This is a genomic window from Paenibacillus sp. TSM33, from assembly GCF_056099025.1.
Map to the genome: position 1 here is coordinate 1378561 of NZ_JBLZXB010000010.1, position 17979 is coordinate 1396539.

At 45.4% G+C, this 17979-nt stretch carries 17 protein-coding genes and 2 pseudogenes; 15 read left to right on the plus strand and 4 right to left on the minus strand.

Annotation, left to right across the window (positions count from 1 at the left end; translation table 11 throughout):
* Positions 1-17 precede the first annotated feature (17 nt).
* From ACN6NF_RS10400 to ACN6NF_RS10410, 3 genes are all read left to right on the plus strand, one after another.
* Positions 18-692, plus strand: coding sequence for a response regulator transcription factor (locus ACN6NF_RS10400; protein ID WP_090887038.1), 675 nt, complete (start codon positions 18-20; stop codon positions 690-692).
* Entirely contained in the window at positions 689-1813 is a 1125-nt protein-coding gene (locus ACN6NF_RS10405; RefSeq protein WP_474317391.1) for a sensor histidine kinase, read from the plus strand. Before ACN6NF_RS10400 ends, ACN6NF_RS10405 begins: the two co-directional genes overlap by 4 nt.
* Before the next feature lie 542 nt (positions 1814-2355).
* Entirely contained in the window at positions 2356-2928 is a 573-nt protein-coding gene (locus tag ACN6NF_RS10410; protein ID WP_474317393.1) for a DinB family protein, read from the plus strand.
* Positions 2929-3207: 279 nt separating this feature from the next.
* On the opposite strand, the gene ACN6NF_RS10415 is transcribed toward ACN6NF_RS10410, so the two are convergent.
* Positions 3208-4077, minus strand: a complete 870-nt coding sequence (locus ACN6NF_RS10415; RefSeq protein ID WP_025679071.1) for a DUF421 domain-containing protein — start codon at positions 4075-4077, stop codon at positions 3208-3210.
* 271 nt (positions 4078-4348) lie between these two features.
* On the opposite strand from ACN6NF_RS10415, the gene ACN6NF_RS10420 reads away from it, so the two are divergent.
* From ACN6NF_RS10420 to ACN6NF_RS10470, 11 genes and pseudogenes are all read left to right on the plus strand, one after another.
* The gene (locus ACN6NF_RS10420; RefSeq protein ID WP_090887028.1) at positions 4349-4618 is read left to right on the plus strand and encodes a glutaredoxin family protein; all 270 of its coding nucleotides are present in this window, start codon (positions 4349-4351) and stop codon (positions 4616-4618) included.
* Between the two features lie 29 nt (positions 4619-4647).
* Positions 4648-5988: an LLM class flavin-dependent oxidoreductase gene (locus tag ACN6NF_RS10425; RefSeq protein ID WP_090887025.1), complete on the plus strand. Its 1341-nt coding sequence runs from the start codon at positions 4648-4650 to the stop codon at positions 5986-5988.
* 17 nt (positions 5989-6005) lie between these two features.
* Positions 6006-6536, plus strand: a complete 531-nt coding sequence (gene ssuE / locus ACN6NF_RS10430) for an NADPH-dependent FMN reductase (RefSeq protein WP_474317396.1) — start codon at positions 6006-6008, stop codon at positions 6534-6536.
* 107 nt (positions 6537-6643) lie between these two features.
* The gene (locus tag ACN6NF_RS10435) at positions 6644-7534 is read left to right on the plus strand and encodes a LysR family transcriptional regulator (RefSeq protein ID WP_474317397.1); all 891 of its coding nucleotides are present in this window, start codon (positions 6644-6646) and stop codon (positions 7532-7534) included.
* A 160-nt stretch (positions 7535-7694) separates the two neighbouring features.
* On the plus strand, positions 7695-8546 hold the full coding sequence (locus tag ACN6NF_RS10440; RefSeq protein WP_474317398.1) for a transporter substrate-binding domain-containing protein: 852 nt from the start codon (positions 7695-7697) through the stop codon (positions 8544-8546).
* Positions 8547-8622: 76 nt separating this feature from the next.
* Positions 8623-9402: an amino acid ABC transporter permease gene (locus ACN6NF_RS10445; RefSeq protein ID WP_474317399.1), complete on the plus strand. Its 780-nt coding sequence runs from the start codon at positions 8623-8625 to the stop codon at positions 9400-9402.
* Positions 9399-10109 carry an amino acid ABC transporter permease gene (locus ACN6NF_RS10450; RefSeq protein WP_474317400.1) on the plus strand — a complete coding sequence of 237 codons (711 nt, stop codon included), beginning with the start codon at positions 9399-9401 and terminating at the stop codon, positions 10107-10109. The genes ACN6NF_RS10445 and ACN6NF_RS10450 overlap by 4 nt, the downstream gene beginning before the upstream one ends.
* On the plus strand, positions 10106-10858 hold the full coding sequence (locus ACN6NF_RS10455; protein ID WP_474317402.1) for an amino acid ABC transporter ATP-binding protein: 753 nt from the start codon (positions 10106-10108) through the stop codon (positions 10856-10858). Before ACN6NF_RS10450 ends, ACN6NF_RS10455 begins: the two co-directional genes overlap by 4 nt.
* A gap of 15 nt (positions 10859-10873) precedes the next feature.
* Positions 10874-11890 (plus strand): LLM class flavin-dependent oxidoreductase, encoded by a 1017-nt coding sequence (locus tag ACN6NF_RS10460; RefSeq protein ID WP_474317404.1) that lies wholly within the window; start codon positions 10874-10876, stop codon positions 11888-11890.
* A gap of 56 nt (positions 11891-11946) precedes the next feature.
* Entirely contained in the window at positions 11947-13104 is a 1158-nt protein-coding gene (locus ACN6NF_RS10465; RefSeq protein WP_474317407.1) for an amidohydrolase, read from the plus strand.
* Between the two features lie 77 nt (positions 13105-13181).
* Positions 13182-13645, plus strand: a pseudogene (locus ACN6NF_RS10470) (zinc metalloprotease); the annotation flags it as partial.
* A gap of 104 nt (positions 13646-13749) precedes the next feature.
* Here ACN6NF_RS10470 and ACN6NF_RS10475 read toward each other — a convergent pair.
* From ACN6NF_RS10475 to ACN6NF_RS10485, 3 genes and pseudogenes are all read right to left on the minus strand, one after another.
* A pseudogene (locus ACN6NF_RS10475) lies at positions 13750-15083 on the minus strand (ISL3 family transposase).
* A gap of 19 nt (positions 15084-15102) precedes the next feature.
* The gene (locus ACN6NF_RS10480; protein ID WP_474317410.1) at positions 15103-16284 is read right to left on the minus strand and encodes an MFS transporter; all 1182 of its coding nucleotides are present in this window, start codon (positions 16282-16284) and stop codon (positions 15103-15105) included.
* A gap of 72 nt (positions 16285-16356) precedes the next feature.
* Positions 16357-16647: an ArsR/SmtB family transcription factor gene (locus tag ACN6NF_RS10485; protein WP_474317413.1), complete on the minus strand. Its 291-nt coding sequence runs from the start codon at positions 16645-16647 to the stop codon at positions 16357-16359.
* Positions 16648-16927: 280 nt separating this feature from the next.
* On the opposite strand from ACN6NF_RS10485, the gene ACN6NF_RS10490 reads away from it, so the two are divergent.
* A complete protein-coding gene (locus ACN6NF_RS10490) occupies positions 16928-17863 on the plus strand; it encodes an ArsR family transcriptional regulator (protein ID WP_474317415.1) in 936 nt (311 codons plus the stop codon).
* The last annotated feature ends 116 nt before the right edge of the window (positions 17864-17979 follow it).

Genomic DNA, 17979 nt, shown 5'->3' on the forward strand with positions numbered 1-17979 from the left:
TAGTTAGGAGGGGGAAAATGACACGTGTATTAGTCGTCGATGATGACCCGCATATTCGTGAACTGGTCAGACACTTTCTGAGACTGGAAGGTCTGGAGGTCGTAGAGGCGGTGGATGGCTTGGACGCGATGCGCTTGTTTGATAAAACTAAGGTCGATTTGCTTGTCCTCGATATCATGATGCCAGGGATGGATGGCTGGGAGTTATGCCGTAAGCTCCGCGAGCAGACTGACCTGCCGCTGCTTATGCTTACAGCCAAAGGCGAGACGTCACAGATTGTAAAAGGCTTCGCACTCGGAACGGATGACTATCTTGTTAAGCCCTTTGATCCTATGGTGCTTGTCGCGCGCGTCAAGGCTCTACTAAAACGCTATCGAATCATGACTTCAAAATCGGTGACTGTCGGAGATCTTGTCCTGCGTAGCGATACATTTGAGTGTCTGGCTGGAGAGCAGGAAATTACCCTGCCACGCAAGGAATTTGAGTTGCTCTTCAAGCTGGCCAGCTATCCTGGCAAAACCTTTACACGCGACCATTTGATCGAGCAGATTTGGGGTTATGATTATGAGGGAGACGAAAGAACGGTTGATGTGCATATCAAGCGCCTTCGGGAACGATTTCCGGAGGCAACCCATTCCTTTGCGATCCGTACGATCCGGGGATTGGGTTACCGGCTGGAGGTAAGGCAATGAAGCGGGAACCGGGGTTCCTCCGTATCCTTGCAAGACTCATGCTCGTGTTATTGGTGCTGTATCTTAGCTGGACTGCTGCGTATTTTATTACGGCGGCGATCTATTCACGCTTGTTATGGACTCCGCATGAATTGCTCGTATATCTTATTAATGCGACACTTGGCTTTTTCTTCTTCGGTATAATCAGCATGACTGTAAGACGCTTTATCCAGCCTAGGGAACAGCATTTTTTTACCGAAATGATCGATGCTTTAAAACGAATTTCAGAAGGGGATTTTCACATAAACCTGGGATGGAACTTTGGCACGAGAAACGGAAATCATGATAGGACACATCCTTATGTACAACTGGTGGACAGCATTAATGATATGGCGGCAAATCTGAAGGCTATGGAGGAACTGAGGGAGGCGTTTATTTCAAACGTATCTCATGAAATTGGCTCGCCCCTGACCTCGATCATTGGTTTTGCTAAGGCGCTCAAGGACGATAATCTGAATCGGGAGCAGCGGGACCGATATTTGACGATTATCGAGACGGAGTGTATTCGTCTGTCCAAGCTAAGTGATAATCTCATGAAGCTGGCGGTGCTGGATTCGGAGCGGCGTCCGTTTCATCCATCCTCTTATCGGCTGGACAAGCAACTGATATCGCTAATTCTCGCCTGCGAACCGCAATGGGAGGCTAAACAAATTGACATGATTGTGGACACCCATATCGTTGAGGTCAACGCGGACGAGGATCTAATGGGCCAAGTGTGGGTGAATCTCCTTCACAATGCTATTAAATTTACCCCACAGGGTGGAAGCATATCTGTTTCTCTTTCATCTCATGGTGATCAGGCAACTGTCTGCATTACTGATACGGGGCCGGGTATCGACGAACAGGATCAGCAGCGCATTTTCGAACGATTTTATAAAGCAGACAAGTCACGGACCCGAACTGCAGGAGGCAGCGGCTTGGGACTTTCCATCGCCCATAAAATAACGCAGATGCATAGCGGCTCTATTTCGGTGTCCAGCAAGGTGGGAGAAGGAACGACGTTTACAGTATTGCTGCCTCTGCAAGAGGAAACAGTAAAGGGGAACAGCAACCATGAAATGAGCGGAAATAGTGGTGATTAACCGGGCTATTGCTGACACTGGTTATGCAAGCGTTGATATAGGTTCGACACAGGCGAAAGAAGTTCATCATGATTTATACAATGGTGGGTTTAGACTACAAGCGCTCGGTATAATTACCTACAGCATGGCTGGTACTACTAAACAACAGCTTACGAGTTCATTTGGGAGAATGATTTAAGAAGAAATATGGGACTCCTTACCTTGTTGGGTCATATTAATCTGTAAAAAAATCAAGAAGACGTTTCTGGTACATCTGGAAACGTCTTCTTGATTTTTCATTTTCCAAATCCATTGGCTAAGTGTATGACGTTTAGGAAAGAGTCAGATGTTAGCGAATAATAATGTTTTAGACTAAACAATAAAGAACAAGACTGAGATCAATAAAGTTATAGACTGGCGCACTGGCGACGGCGGCCGGTGCAATTAGAAAATATAGTTTTAGACTGGAAAATAAAGTATAAAAGATATAAGCTACAAATATGCTTTATTCTTGAGCCCTCTCATATGATGAGAGTAATTCAGTATTCGAGGAGATGATCTTGATGAACAAGAACATAGGGGTTAAGGATATTTTGGTAAGGTTCGACGAGATTTCGAAGCATTATGTTCGGGAGCTGGACAAGTATAGTCTGGCGGAGCTGTGTCGCAAGCCAAGCGAGAACGAATGGTCGCTTGGGCAAATGTACCTGCATCTGCCCCATTCCACGCTGAACTTGCAGCTCCGTCTTGCGGAGCAGTGCATGGCGCTCGGTGGCGGCAGCGAGGAGGGCGGCGGGAAGACGGAGGCCGGTCATGCTGTGTTTGAGCAAGGGAGCTTCCCACCGGTTCGCATTCAGGTACCTGCCGACTTGCAACATACGCCTCCTCAGCCAGAGAGCAAGGAGCAGCTTGCCGCCAAGCTGGAGGAAGCAAGGCGCCGCATGCATGAGATTGGGGCGTCGCTACAGAACATAGACCCAGAGCGGCTGCAGCGAAAGGCGACTCATCCGGCCGTAGCCTTCGGCGCGTTAAACGCGGTCGAATGGTTCATGATGGTGGAGATGCATTACCGTCATCATCTTCTTCAAAAGGAGCGGCTGGACGCTTTCTTACAAACTGCAGAGTTATTAGACTAACGGGACACGAAAGTTGAATGTTGACCACAACAGCGGCCAGTCTAGGATTTTATTTTCGCGTCCTTATCTGCCGCTGTTGCATTTGTCGGTCAGTCTAAAACATATTTCTCAAAAGCTGACGACCTTTGAAGTGGACAATCGCGTAAAAATCAGCAACTCCAGTCTACAACTTTATTTTCTTCGAACATCAGAACCTTTGCGTCGCTATGTTTATTTCAGCAAATTTGATAGAAAGCAGGGGTGTTTCTGGAGTTTATTCTTACGAGCCATTCGTATGTGTCAGGAATTAGATGTATTTATCGGTTTCATCTCTTGAATAGCTTCTTTCAAACTTTGTGAGCATTGCTCGTATAGCTGTTTTCTTTGCTGCTCACTGGAACCAGATGCTAGCTTTTGCAGTTCTGTAGTGCATTGTTCCAAAAGAGTCAGTACAGCTTGATTAGAGTCTTGTACCTTGGACTGTTGTACATTATCACTATATTGGTCAATATATAGTTCTCCTTGCGTGTCCACCTGGGCAAAAAACACATCTTTGACCGTCAAACTCTTTTCCTTTAGCTTGGCATCCAGCCATTGCTGAGTAATCCCCATATATGCCATTTGTTGTTCCATGAGTTGTCCGTCCATAATGACAGCTGTGGGTTCCTTCTCCGGTAATTGCAGCATATTCAGATCCTTAAGCGTCACAGGCTGCTTGTCTTTGGTTAACAGCACATTGACTTCGCCACTAGTTTCCATAAGAGCAAATTCTACATCAGCTACTTTGAACACATTCTTACTTCGTAGCTGCTCCATCAATTCATCTAGGGTAAGTCGTTCCTTTCTCAGATTATCCTCTAAAATTTTGCCGTCTTTGATTAGAACTGTCGTCTTTCCATCTGATAAATCCCTGACTTTCTTGCTTTTAATTTGCAAAAATTCAATGCAAAGTGTTGTCAGTACCCATACGGCTAACGATACGGTACCCAAGTACCAGGAGGATTCGCGTTCCAAAGGTATAGAAGCAGCCAAGTTACCGATGGTGATTCCGGTTATATATTCGAACAAGGAAAGCTGTGATACCTGACGTTTTCCGAGAATCTTGGTAATCACAAAAAGAATAACGATGGCTAATAACGTACGTAAAGCTACAATGGTCCATTCCTGCATTTGTTCAACCTCATTTCATTTCGCCACAAGGGCGCTACTATTCCAAGGATGTCCGCGCCAAGTCCCATTTAAACTCCAATTTATCTAAATTTAAATATACAGGCTGTCACCAAACCGATTAAATACAATATAAAATTAAAATTTTCTATCGTTCAATTACCATTGTCTATTACACAAGCGATTGACGGAAAAGAGGGAGCAGGATACATTATAGATATAATTCATATTTAATTCATCGGGATTATAAGATTAAACTCACGGAGGTATGTATATGTCATCCAAACCTAAAGTTGTAGTGTGGAGCAAAACCGGCTGTCATTTTTGTGGAGAGATCAAATCGTACCTGGAATCCCAAAATCAGCCGTATGAAAATATCCAGGTGGACGGAAATGATGCACTGCGTGATGTGTTGGAGACCAAATATGGGATTCGTTATGTTCCTGTCGTAGAGATAGGTGGAGATACCAAATATGAAGCACTTCTTAACCCGGATCTGGAAGAGCTGGGTAAAGTGCTGGAAAGTTATAATCAAGCGGTATAACAATTATATTCAAGAGAGGTGGAAGAGTCATGGCTAAGAATAGACAGATTAAATTGGGTGCGATAATTCACGGTGTTGGGGGAAGCATGACGACCTGGCGCCACCCTGATGTACCTGCGGATGCAAGTGTTAATTTTGAATTTTATAAAACGCAGGCGCAAAAGGCAGAGGAAGGGAAGTTTGATCTCGTATTTATCGCAGACGGTTTGTTTATTAACGAAAAATCCATTCCTCACTTTCTGAACCGCTTTGAGCCAATTACAATTTTGTCAGCTTTGGCTGGGGTGACGAAGCATATTGGGCTGGTCGGCACATTGTCGACTTCCTATAGCGAACCGTTCACGGTAGCACGCCAGTTTTCTTCCATTGATCATATTAGCGGAGGTCGTGCAGGCTGGAATGTGGTGACTTCCCCGCTGGAAGGTTCTGCTCTTAACTTTAACAAAGGTGAGCATCCATCGCATCCACAGCGCTATAAAATTGCCGATGAATATTTGCAGGTGACCAAAGGACTGTGGGACTCGTGGGAAGAGGATGCGTTCGTTCGTGATAAGGAAGCCGGCGTATTCTTTGATCCCGACAAGCTGCATACACTGAACCACAAAGGTGAGTTTTTCTCTGTGCAGGGTCCGCTGAACATTGGACGATCCAAGCAGGGACAGCCGGTTATTTTCCAGGCGGGTTCCTCAGAAGATGGCAAAAACCTGGCTGCTAAGGAAGCGGATGCTGTATTTACAGGACATGAAACATTGGAGGAAGCACAGCAGTTTTACCGTGATGTGAAGGAACGTGCGGTGCGCTATGGCAGATCAGAAGAGGATATTGTCATTTTGCCAGGCATTTCGCCGATTATTGGCAGTACGCCAGAGGAAGCGGAACGCAAGTATGAGGAGATTACCAATCTAGTCACGATCGAGGCTGCGTTAAAATATTTGGGGCGTTTCTTCGATCATCATGATTTCTCACAATATCCGCTGGATGAGCCATTCCCTGAGCTTGAGGGTATTGGCAGTAATTCATTCCGCAGTGGTACAGATAAAATCAAACGAACAGCCAAAGAGCAGAATTTGACCCTGCGTGAGGTTGCATTGCGTTCAGCAACGCCGAGAACCTCTTTTATTGGAACTGCTGAGCAGGTGGCGGATCGAGTGCAAGAGTGGTTTGAAAGCAAAGGCGCAGACGGATTCATTATCGGTTCCGATGTGCCAACGGGCCTACATGATTTCGTAAATCTGGTTGTGCCTATTTTGCAGGAGCGTGGCATTTACCGTCAGGATTATGAATTTAGCACACTGCGTGAAAACCTGGGCGTGCCGATTCCTGAGAATCGTTATACAGCAGCCAGATCCAAAGTGAAAGTTGACGCATAACAGAAGGAGGGAATGAGATGTCCAAGGTTGTCGTCCTATCAGGCAGTCCATCTACACAATCCCGTTTGTACGGCTTGATTCACTATGCAACTGAGCAGTTGCGGGAGGCTGGAGCAGAGGTTACATTACTGAATGTGGTCGACCTGCCTGCTGAGGATTTGATCAAAGCCAACTTTAATAGTCCGGACGTCACAGCATCGCTTGCGTTGCTTGCAGACGCAGATACCGTCATTGTGGCTTCGCCAGTATATAAAGCCGCCTATTCAGGGCTATTGAAAATATTTCTGGATCTGGTTCCGCAGGAGGGTCTGAGAGGGAAACCTGTCTTGCCTTTATTTATCGGTGGTACACTGGCCCATCTGCTGGTTATTGACTATGCCTTGAAGCCGGTGCTCAATGCACTGGGGGGAAGACACATTCTTGGTGGAGTTTATGCGGTGGATCAGTGGGTCGAACGTCTGCCGGGTGGAGCATATGGATTGTCCGAAGAGTTGGTTGTACGATTGGAACGTTCTGTTAAAGAACTGAATGAGCTATTAAAGTTATAGATATTTTCAATATTTCCATTGACAGGTCGTTCAGTGAGTTTTATGATACAAAAAACCAAGTTAACTCATTGGATAAATGTATATAAAACTTACTGGGGGACTTGCGTATGAATATCGAGAATATGGAAGCCTTTGTATACGTGAATCATTATGGAAGTTTTAATAAGGCGGCAGAAGCGTTGTTCTTGTCACAGCCCTCTGTCACAGCCCGGATTCAGACGCTGGAACGCGAGCTTGAGTGTAAATTATTCGACCGCCGAAGCAAACAAACGATTCTGACGGAGGATGGACGAAAATTCCTTCCTTATGCGGAGCAGATGCTCCAAGTGCTGCAAAAAGGGAAGCAAAAGCTACAACAGCGCAAGAAAGCCCCTCAGCAAATTCGAATCGGCTGCACGATATCGGTGTCGAACTACATTATTCCTGAAATATTAAATAAGCTTCGTGCTCGGTATCCGGAAATCAACTACAAAATTGTGACGGCTACGACGGATCAACTGGTACATAAGCTGTTGAACCGTGAGGTAGACATTAGTTTTGTCCGTAAAGTGATGCATCCCGCTATTCGCACGCTTGCCTTTTATGAAGACCCGATTTCCCTGTATGTATATGAAGGCCACCCGTTTACGAAGACAGGTAAGGCTAGCATACAGGATATCCAACGTGAAACACTGGTGTTTTTTGAATGCGGATCATTAGATTGGATGAGGATTCATCGATCTTTTGAATCACTGGAGCAGCCAACGGAAATAGCTTTTCAGGTAGACAATGTGGTCACGGCCAAAAAGCTGGTATTGCAAGAGGCGGGCATTGCCTTTTTACCGGATGTCTGTGTGAACCGTGAAGTGAAGGATCAGAAGCTGTTCCGTATTCATGTTCCGGAGGTGGCTGGGATTTCTATGCAGATTAGCATAATTGCGACCAAAGAAGACTGCGCAGTGACCTCGGATTTTGCAGATGCACTGACAGAAGGCTTCCGGGAGGCTGTTTTGTTATAGAAAAGTTCTATAGGTTGTTGCATTGACGTATTGAATTCCAGGTGTTAAATTAATCACATCCTAAAACCAATTAAGTTTATAGGAATTGTAAAATATCAAATGTTATAGCTACCATGTATGTCGCAAACTGCTGATATGCAAAGAGATGAGGGGGATTCATATGAAAAAGTGGTTTGCAATATTGTCTGTTATGGCAATCATTCTGGTGTTGGCAGGCTGCGGTTCCTCAGATGACACGTCTAGTGCGTCAGGTTCAAGCGGAGACGTGAAGAAAATTATCGTAGGCACAGGTACTCAATTTAAAAATGTATGCTTTATTGACGAAAACGGAAATTTAACAGGCTTTGATGTGGAGCTGATTAAGGAGCTGGACAAGCGCCTGCCTCAATACGAGTTTGAATTCAAAACGATGGACTTTGGAAATTTGTTGCTCAGTCTCGATGCTGGCAAGATTGATCTGATATCGCATCAAATGGAAAAAAACCCGGAACGCGAAGCCAAGTATCTGTTCAACAAAAATCCGTATAGCATTTTTCTAAACAGAGTGGCTGTAGCGAAGGATAATAATAGCATTCATTCCATTGATGATTTGAAAGGGAAAAAGGTACTCACCAGTCCAACCAGTAATGCGGCGTATGTGCTGAAAGAGTATAACAAAACCCACGGGGATGCTCTGAATATCGTGTATACGAGTGGTGCAGCCAATGATACAGTGCAACAAATTACGAGCGGCCGTATAGATGCGACCATTACGACAGACTTTGCGAATCGTTTTAACACCGATGAAAAAGGAGAAGTAGCTCTGAAAACCGTCGGTGATCCTTTGACTCAATCGGATGTGCTGTATGTACTGAACAAAAATGAGCAAGGATTGGCGGATGACCTGGACAAAGCCATTCAGGAAGTGAAGGACGACGGTACGCTGTCGAAGCTGAGCATTAAATGGCTTGGAGAGGACTTTACGAAGTCCCTGGAGGATGTGAAAAAAGAAGGTTCCAGCAGTAAGAAGTAAGGACAGACTTGGACATTTCAGCGGTCAGGGTACTTTATGTATTCTGACCGCTGATGTATAGAAAGGAGGCAGGCATATGAGCAGAGAGTTTAATATTGATTATGTTTTTAGCTTTATCCCGAAAATGCTGTCCTATTTGCACATTACTTTGTTTATTGTAGCAAGCTCGCTTGTGTTGGGACTGATCATTGGTCTGTTGGTTGCGCTGCCTCGCATGTATAACATTCCATTTCTCAAACGTGTTTCTCAGGTGTATGTTTCCTTTTTCCGTGGAACCCCTATTCTAATTCAATTGTTTCTGGTGTATTACGGCCTGCCAGAGTTACTAAAGCTGGTGGATATCAATTCCTCCAGATGGGATGTGCTGTGGTTTGCTGTAGCGACCTATGCGCTCAACAGTGGAGCCTTTATTTCTGAAATTATCAGGTCTGGTGTAGGAGCTGTAGATCGGGGACAAATCGAGGCTGCACAGTCCGTCGGCATGTCAGGCTATCAGACTTTTACACGTATCATCTTGCCGCAAGCGCTGGCTGTGGTTGTTCCTGTATTTTCCAATCTGGTCATTGGCAATCTGAAGGATACTTCGCTGGCGTTTACCATCGGTGCGATGGAGATGACAGGGAAATCGCAAACATTAGGCTCGGCTACCCAGCATTTTGTGGAAACGTATATTGCGTTGTCCCTTATCTATCTGGTGATCAGTCTGATTGTACAAAAATTATTCAGGGTGCTGGAAAATACGCTTCTCCGGCATGAGCATAGAGATTCAGTACAGAAAGAGCCTGCAAAACGAAAAGGTTTTGTGGTGCGTCACCTGAGAAGCCCTCGTCTGAGTAAAGGAGGTAAAGGCATATGAGTCTGGACTTTGGATTTGTATACACCGCCTTTTTAGGATTGTTTTCTGCGCTGCCCAACACTTTAATCATTACAGTGGTTTCCGTACTGGCAGGGTTGATCATCGGGATTATAACGGCGTTGGCGCGAATTTATAACGTTCCTGTGCTGTCGCAAATCTCTCACAGTTACGTTACTTTTATCCGAGGTACACCGATGCTGATGCATCTGCTGCTTATTTATTTCAGTTTGCCCTTGTTGATTGACGCAGGAGCGAAGCATTTCGGATGGTCACTGCAATCCAAAGACGTACCTTATATGGTATTTGCACTCATTTCGTTTTCCATTACCAGTGGCGCTTATATGTCTGAGGTCGTCCGTTCCGGAATCCAGTCGGTCAACAAGGGGCAGATTGAGGCGGCTTATGCGGTCGGTATGACGACATGGCAAGTATTGAGACGCATCGTATTTCCGCAGGCGTTCGTGGTGAGTTTGCCGAACCTGACGAATTCTGTTATTGGGATGCTGCATGGCTCTACCTTGGCCTTCACGGTTTCGGTCACAGAAATCCAGGCACAGGCTGAAATTCTGGCATCTACCAACTGGAAATATTTAGAGGTGTATATTGCGGCAGCACTGCTATTTTGGGGCTTGACGGTATTGATTGAGCGAATATCCGGCTTGGTGGAGAAAAAAATCAATGTGTTTAATGGAGGTCGAGCATCATGATCCGTCTGCAAAATATTACAAAGTCGTTCGGCAAACATGAGGTGCTCAAAGGCATTGATTTGACCGTGAATAAAGGTGAGGTCGTCGTTATTTTAGGACCAAGCGGTTCAGGAAAAACGACCTTGCTACGCTGCATTAATTATCTGGAAAAGCCGAATGACGGAGAAGTCAGCATTGGCGATTTTACCGTGAACTGCAAGCGACCTGCGAAGAAGGATATTTTGGCCTTGCGTAAAAAGACGGCTATGGTCTTCCAGCAATATCATTTGTTCAAGCATAAAACCGTGCTCGAAAATGTTATGGAGGGACTTGTGGTTGTCCGCAAGGTTAAGCAGGAGGAAGCCAAAAAAATCAGTATTGAAGTGCTAGAAAAGGTGGGTCTCGGCGAAAAACTGAATCATTATCCGAGCCAGCTATCCGGTGGGCAGCAGCAGCGTGTCGGCATAGCGCGTGCTTTAGCGCTGAACCCGGAGGTGATTTTATTTGATGAGCCGACTTCGGCGCTGGACCCTGAACTGGTGGGTGAGGTGCTGTCGGTGATCCGTAAGATTGCGAAGGAAGGCATAACCATGATTGTCGTGACACATGAAATGGGCTTTGCGCGTGATGTTTCTAATCATGTGGTATTTATGGATGGCGGTCATATTATCGAGGAAGGCACACCGGACGCTATTTTTAATCATCCCAAAGAGGAGCGTACCCAGCAATTCCTAAAACGAATTACACCAGAATATAACTATTCCATTTAGACGGGAGAGGGAGACATGAGCATTAAAATCGGAGTATTGGATCAAAGCCCTATACACGAGGGTGAAACGGCGGCACAGGCCCTTCGTAACACGATTAAGCTGGCGCAGCGTGTAGAAGAATTGGGATTCACGCGCTTTTGGGTATCAGAGCATCATGATTCCGAGCAGGTTGCTGGCTCATCGCCAGAGGTACTCATTTCCCATTTGTTGGCACGCACCGAGCGTATTACAATCGGGTCTGGTGGGGTGATGCTTCAGCATTACAGCCCATATAAAGTGGCTGAAAACTTTAATGTGCTAGCTTCTCTTGCACCGGGGCGTGTAGATTTGGGCATCGGACGTGCGCCAGGCGGGTTGCAGAAATCTACACAGGCGTTACAACGCAACGTGCATGATGCGCCTTCTCTCGAAGAGAAAATTGATGAAGTAAGTCGCTATATTCATAATATCCCGCCTGAAGAAGGACCGCTAGCCGGATTACAGGCGAATCCGATTCCAGAAACCCCGGCAGAGATTTATGTTTTGGGTACAAGTACAGACAGTGCTGGAATTGCTGCGCGTTTGGGGTTGCCCTATGTTTTTTCGCAGTTTATTAATAGTAGTGAGCAGGTTGCACTGGATTCATTCCGTACGTATCGGGAGTCTTTCGATTACAGTTATGGGCGTGAGCCGAAGGCACTTTTTGCGCTATCGGTTATTGTGGCAGATACTTCCGAGGAAGCAGCGGAGTTGGCAGGTGAGCAGAAGCTGTACAAGATTCACCTGGCCAGTGGCAAAACGGCTACGGTGGGTGCGCTGGAAAGTGCAGAGGAATTCGGTAAGCAATCGGGTGAAGAATATACCATTGAAGTTACACAAGCACAAATTAACAAAGGAAATAAAGACGAAATCTATGTTGCGCTGACGGAAATACAAGCGAAGTATCAGGCGGATGAGCTGATCGTAACGACAGGAATACGGGATATCGGCAAGCGTGTGCGCTCATTTGAATTGTTGCATGAAGCTTTTGCCGGGTTGCCTGTGCAGTCCTAGATACTATTGATTTAAGGAAATTTCAACTAATATGGATTCAGGAAGGAGGAATAGGGATGAGTGGATCAACTGGGACGAAGGAGCCGATTTTGGAGCAGAAGTTGGTGGAGATTCGCCGGCATCTGCACCGTTATCCCGAGCTGTCTAACGAGGAGGTTGAAACTACCGCCTATATTCGCCGCCTGCTCGTAGAACAGAATATAACGATTCTGGATGTGCCGCTGCGTACCGGATTGGTAGCGGAAATCGGCGGACAGCAGGAAGGTCCAACGGTCGCGCTTCGTGCAGACATTGATGCACTGCCCATCCAGGAGGAGACGGGATTGCCTTATGCTTCGCTACATCCCGGAAAGATGCATGCCTGCGGGCATGACTTTCATACGGCATCCCTGTTAGGTGCAGCCGTATTGCTGAAGCAGCGGGAGCAGCAGCTGAAGGGAACGGTTCGACTGGTATTCCAACCAGCCGAGGAGAAAGCCAAAGGCGCTGTCCAAGTACTGGACAGCGGTGCGCTGACAGGGGTACAGGCCATTTTTGGCCTGCATAACAAGCCAGACCTGCCCGTAGGCACGGTCGGCATCAAAGAAGGTCCGTTAATGGCAGCGGCAGACGGATTTTACATTGAGGTGGAGGGCTTGAGCACACATGCGGCAGTTCCGCATGCAGGGATTGACCCCATTGTGGTATCGTCGCATATCATTACGGCACTGCAATCGATTGTGAGCAGGAGCGTTAACCCGCTCGATAGCGCGGTCATCAGTGTCACGAAGCTGCACAGTGGCAATGCTTGGAACATCATCCCAGACCGCGCTCATTTGGACGGAACCATCCGCACATTTGACGAAAATGTTCGAGCCCAGGTGGCTGAACGTTTCGAGCAGGTCGTCAAGTGCGTAGCCGATGCTTTTGGCACGAAAGCGACCATCCGCTGGATCGAGGGCCCGCCGCCTGTGCTGAACGACGGTGAGTTGGCTGTTATCGCGGAGCAGGCGGCCGAAGCGGTCGGTCTGGAGGTCGTTCGCCCCATACCTTCCTCGGCAAGCGAGGACTTTGGGTTTTATCAGAAAAGCATCCCTGGTGTGTTTGTCTTTGTTGGCACTGAGGGAAGCCGGGAATGGCATCATCCTGCCTTTGATCTGGACGAACGCGCGCTGCCGAGAACAGCGAAGCTGCTGGCTTCACTGGCTGAATCGGCATTAAAATCCATAGAGTAGGAACACGATCCTACTCTATGGATACTGATCCCCTCTTGGTAGAAAGGGGATCTTTTTGTTTGACGGTATATTGTCCCGATGAACTCGTTTACACGAATAAAATTACCGATGATTTAAGTAAAACAGACCCGAATATTCCAGCTAAACTTCCAGTTGCTCCTAATGCACTGTCGAGATTTGAACATTTTATGGATCCTAACTATACTTATCCGGGCGGACTGGACAAACGATTTGATATGTACTTATGGGAACGTCCAATTTTCAGGGTGGAGCCGGTGGTGACTTGGGACAACGTATGCCTGATGATTATATCCTGAACACCCTGAATTCGGATGAAGTTCAGATTACAGAGCATGAGATGGGGCATGGATTCGGCTTGCCTGATTTCTATGAAGAGCACGAGCGTCCACCTGGCGGGTTCCCTGTGCCTACGATTATGTGGGCCGGAAATTCTCCTAAGATAACAGAGTGGGATACCTGGATGTTGCGTTATACCTGGAGCCAGATCAAGAAGGACACCTCTCGTTTTCCTACCCGATAAAAGATACGTAGAATAGAAATGTAGGTATTCAAAGGTTGTCTCCTGCGATTCTTGGTGGGAGATAACCTTTTTTAGGATATTAGGCTTTTATGGTGGAGAAGGGCTTATAGCTGATCCTTCTCCAATTTCTCGATCAAGGTGGAAAAATCGATCCCCAGCAAGATTATTTCTTCTGGCTCACGAACAAATTCAACAGGTGGCATATTAAGCATCGGGAAGTTTTCCTCCCGTAGATCGTAGCTATCAAACCGCCTCTGGTACTTAGGCTTACGTTGCTTTTTAAGTCCCTCTGTAAAGAGTATCTTGGCACGTAGGGCTTCAAAAGAGTATCCCCTGCCTAAACGATTAATGACTCGAACAAGGCTGTTTAGAGATTCCGTATAAGCGTTTGTAATGCGATGGTCGAAGTAGGCGAATATTTCCTCTTCCCAGTTCTTCATAGCCTTTGTAAGTGGTTCAAAAGCGGATTGAAGTTCAGTTGGTATTTTAACTTTCCATTCGTTGTATTTAAGGAATGCCGTCTGTCTGCTATCACATTCCCAAATATCAAAATATGATTCCTTTAAGTCATAAGCAGTGCCGAGAAAAGATGATTTTTTGTCCAAAGGTCAAGCGTAATCTTATCCATCTCAGTAAGCTCTATACGGCGTTTTAGGAGGATAAAACGGTCGTGCATCAGCCCGCGGCGTTCTTTTGGCGATAATCCTTCTCGGAGCTGCTTACGAACGGTTTCTAACGCTTGGTTTGCCATACGGACAACGTGAAACTTATCAACGATGATAAGAGCTTTTGGCAATATAGCCCTCACGGCGTCCTTATATGGTTGCCACATATCCATTGTGACGTATCGTATTTGTCCTCGATTTGGAAGGCGTGAGAGGTAGCCTACAACGGTTTCCTTGTTACGATTGGGCAAAACGTCTAACAAAGTATGTTCCTCAATGTTGGTTAAAACGCATCTTGGCTTAATAATGTGTATTTCGTCAATCCCAAGCCAATTAGGAGTTTCAAATCGAAGCGTTTCTTTAAGACGATTGATGTAATCACGAAAGATATTACGTATCGTTTTTTCATGCAATCCAACATCCTCGGATATGCTGACAAACGTGCGTTTAAGGCTTTGCTTCTCTATATAAGACAATAATCGTTTGGTGCAGTTTCGCTTTACGTCTATGGTGTGGTCTAAGTGTTCCCAAAAGGTTCGATTGCAGTCTCTACAGCGATACCTCTGACGCTTTAAAAGAAGGCCTACACGCTTGCCGTGAATAGGCAAGTCCATACAGATCTGTTCCCTGCTATCGTGTTTGTAGAGGTTGGCTATGCATCCACAATGAGAGCAAGCCAAAGGTGGAGAGTCCGTCACTACTTGTATTAGAAAATCAAATTCATTCTCACTGATACTTAGGATGTTGAATTTTGAAAGATTTAGAATATCCATATGAATTTCTTCTATGCATTTATGATGCAAGTTCCTTTTTTGTTTTTGCGTGACTGGTCAAAATACCGCTGAATATAAAAGATAACAACGAACCGGCAAAGCATATAGCCGCAAACATGCCTACGGCGGAAAAACCGTTAAAAGTCGCGTAAATCAGGCCTGCGATCCAAGAACCGAGCGTTGTCGCAGCGTACATGATTGAATTGGCCAAGCTGGAGATCGTGCCGCGGATGGTCGGATTTAATGAATTCAGCATTCCCAATATTAGGGGGAAAGCGATCCCCATGTTAACGAATATGAAAAAGTAAACACTTTCGAAAGCCACAACCGACGGCAAGAGAGGCAAAACAATAAAACATATGATAGAGACAAGAAAGCCTACAACCAGCGTATTGAAACGGTTTAACGTTTTGATCACATAGGCACCGCCGAAGCTCCCGGCTATATTCCCAAGACCAAGAAAAAACATTACATATCCTGCTTGATCAATTGAAAGGTGAAAGCGATCCGTCACCCATTTTCCAATGAAAGAAAAGGCAGCAAAGAATCCACATTGAAATAAGAAATGAGCGAGAAAAGCCTTTCTCGCCATTCGGCTATTCAAGAGTGGGGTGTATCTACTGAAAATCGGAGTCTTGGTTTTTTGGCCTTGATTTGGTTTCATTTCGGGCAAAGCATAGAAGATGAATACCGCTACCAATAATGCACATGCACCGATTGTAAAAAAAGGATAATACCAATGGGTTGAGGCAAGCAGACTTCCAATAGGGATGCCGAACGCTTGGGAAGCAGCCAAGCCTGCCATGACGAATCCTGATACTTTGGCGATTTTTGGCGTTGGAAACAGAGCAGGGATCGAGGCCCAGACTTGAGGCGCCGTAAATGCTGCGCTGACCCCGGCTAAAAAACGGAATAAGAACATCGACCAAAAACCTGTGGCAAAGCCGCATAGCATGGTTGAAACCGAGAAGCAGACCATGCCGGTAAGCATTACTTTTTTGCGATCCCATCCATCGGAAAGTGGTCCAGCAATCAGTGCAAAAATGGCATAACCTAAAGCATAAGACCCCACCATCCAACCGGAATATTCAGTCGGGATATGAAACAAGCTCTGAAGAGTGGGGATGAGCGGAGAAATCAAAAACGTATCCGTACCGATAACAAACATGATGAGGAAAAATAAAGCAGTTAATTTGATCATTCTATTCACCCTTTTTAGTTAGTTCTATAGTTCAAAGATTATTGAACTAATAAATAAAAAAAGAATTTCTTTCTACAACGTATCCAGAAATCCAGGTAAGTAAGTTTGAAATGTCTCCAAATCGATGCTCATATACTTCGTTTGAGCTTCTTTTCGTACCTTGATCAATTTCGCCTCCTTTAAAGCACGCAAGTGATACGAAGTATTCGATTTCGTAGTATCGCGAATGTGTCCTACTTCTCCACAATTCATTTCGTTCTTGCTGGCGTATAGAGCTCGTATGATGTCCAATCTTGTTTCATCGGCTAACGCCTTAAATATTTTGACTCTGAGCTCGTCATTTATTATTTTTTGAGTAGTCATAAAACCATTGTACTAAGATATCGCTACAAATCAAGTCTTTAGAAAAATACCACCATATTCTCCGATTTTTAAGGCAAATGTTTTGATTTTGTCTCCACCATAAAATCCGAATACCCTTTTTTTGTTTTATGGATAAACAGTTTGACTTTAATGGATCTGGCTTTGGCTTTGCATCAGTATTGTGCCTTCATTTTCGCATGAATGAATCACTAAGAATGAACGGATGTACGATAGTATGTATAATGGACATCAGATATGAAAGAAAAGAGGACAGAAAGCGATGAGTCACGACGTGAATGCTCCTTATGATGTACATGTTGCATATGGACCGGTGTTTGAACTGCTCAGCAGCTTACACACTTTTATTTGCCGCAAGGCTTACAAAAAAACTGATTTATCAACCGGGTGGGCGGAACAAGTGCGTGAAACGCTGTCTCCAAGTTTGTCCGCTTTGCTGGAGTCCATGGAAATCAACGCAGACTGGAAAATTATTTATGGACTTGTCTGTATGCTTTCTGATCAGGGAGGCGTTGAAGAGGTCGTAGACCGCTTGGAAAGCCAGTCTTTACAGGAATTAAAACAACAGGCATCAGCCTATGGGATTCCGCTGTCTGACGACATGGAGAACCTCCGTAAACTTGCTTTGCAACTGCTATCCGGCTGGAACGAGGAGTATTTTCGTCACGTGGATACAAGGATCCTCAGCGGCTTGGAACTGGAAGCTGAATGCAGAGAACGGGAAAAGAACGTATATAGCTCTATGGAGCGGGTGGATCGTATAACTAATGGCTTCCTATTCGAGCCTTCCGCTGAACTGACGCAGGTGTTGCTGGTACCGCAATATCATTTTCAGCCGATGAATATGATTTATCAATTTGGGTCACTTCTGTTATGCCATTATTCTGCAGGAATTTATGTTCGGGAGGACGATTTTTTATCACCCCAGGAATATCGTATGATTCGAAGTTTGGGAGAGAAGAGCAGGCTCAAGATTTTAAAATATTTGTACCAAAGCCAGTCCCCGCGAACCTTCATTGAGATTGTCCGTCATCTCAAGCTATCTAAGGGAATCACGCATGATCATATATTTAAGCTCCGTGCTGCTGGCTTCATTCATGCACATTTTGACGGCGAAACATTGCTCGGCTACAGTGCACGGCTTGCGGCTGTGGATGAGATGCATGGGAGTATTCTTGGCTATATGGAGCGAAGGTAAGTCATAAGATTAAATCTTGACAAAATAATTTATTTGTGCTATAATTGAAATTTATACTAATTTTTATTATAATAAGATTCTCCTGGCCAGGGGAATCTTATTTTTGTTTTTATAGG

Coding starts and splice junctions, on each gene's coding strand:
- ACN6NF_RS10400 (WP_090887038.1), top strand. CDS start 18: ATGACACGTGTATTAGTCGTCGATGATGACCCGCATATTCGTGAACTG.
- ACN6NF_RS10405 (WP_474317391.1), top strand. CDS start 689: ATGAAGCGGGAACCGGGGTTCCTCCGTATCCTTGCAAGACTCATGCTC.
- ACN6NF_RS10410 (WP_474317393.1), top strand. CDS start 2,356: ATGAACAAGAACATAGGGGTTAAGGATATTTTGGTAAGGTTCGACGAG.
- ACN6NF_RS10415 (WP_025679071.1), bottom strand. CDS start 4,077: ATGCAGGAATGGACCATTGTAGCTTTACGTACGTTATTAGCCATCGTT.
- ACN6NF_RS10420 (WP_090887028.1), top strand. CDS start 4,349: ATGTCATCCAAACCTAAAGTTGTAGTGTGGAGCAAAACCGGCTGTCAT.
- ACN6NF_RS10425 (WP_090887025.1), top strand. CDS start 4,648: ATGGCTAAGAATAGACAGATTAAATTGGGTGCGATAATTCACGGTGTT.
- ssuE (WP_474317396.1), top strand. CDS start 6,006: ATGTCCAAGGTTGTCGTCCTATCAGGCAGTCCATCTACACAATCCCGT.
- ACN6NF_RS10435 (WP_474317397.1), top strand. CDS start 6,644: ATGAATATCGAGAATATGGAAGCCTTTGTATACGTGAATCATTATGGA.
- ACN6NF_RS10440 (WP_474317398.1), top strand. CDS start 7,695: ATGAAAAAGTGGTTTGCAATATTGTCTGTTATGGCAATCATTCTGGTG.
- ACN6NF_RS10445 (WP_474317399.1), top strand. CDS start 8,623: ATGAGCAGAGAGTTTAATATTGATTATGTTTTTAGCTTTATCCCGAAA.
- ACN6NF_RS10450 (WP_474317400.1), top strand. CDS start 9,399: ATGAGTCTGGACTTTGGATTTGTATACACCGCCTTTTTAGGATTGTTT.
- ACN6NF_RS10455 (WP_474317402.1), top strand. CDS start 10,106: ATGATCCGTCTGCAAAATATTACAAAGTCGTTCGGCAAACATGAGGTG.
- ACN6NF_RS10460 (WP_474317404.1), top strand. CDS start 10,874: ATGAGCATTAAAATCGGAGTATTGGATCAAAGCCCTATACACGAGGGT.
- ACN6NF_RS10465 (WP_474317407.1), top strand. CDS start 11,947: ATGAGTGGATCAACTGGGACGAAGGAGCCGATTTTGGAGCAGAAGTTG.
- ACN6NF_RS10480 (WP_474317410.1), bottom strand. CDS start 16,284: ATGATCAAATTAACTGCTTTATTTTTCCTCATCATGTTTGTTATCGGT.
- ACN6NF_RS10485 (WP_474317413.1), bottom strand. CDS start 16,647: ATGACTACTCAAAAAATAATAAATGACGAGCTCAGAGTCAAAATATTT.
- ACN6NF_RS10490 (WP_474317415.1), top strand. CDS start 16,928: ATGAGTCACGACGTGAATGCTCCTTATGATGTACATGTTGCATATGGA.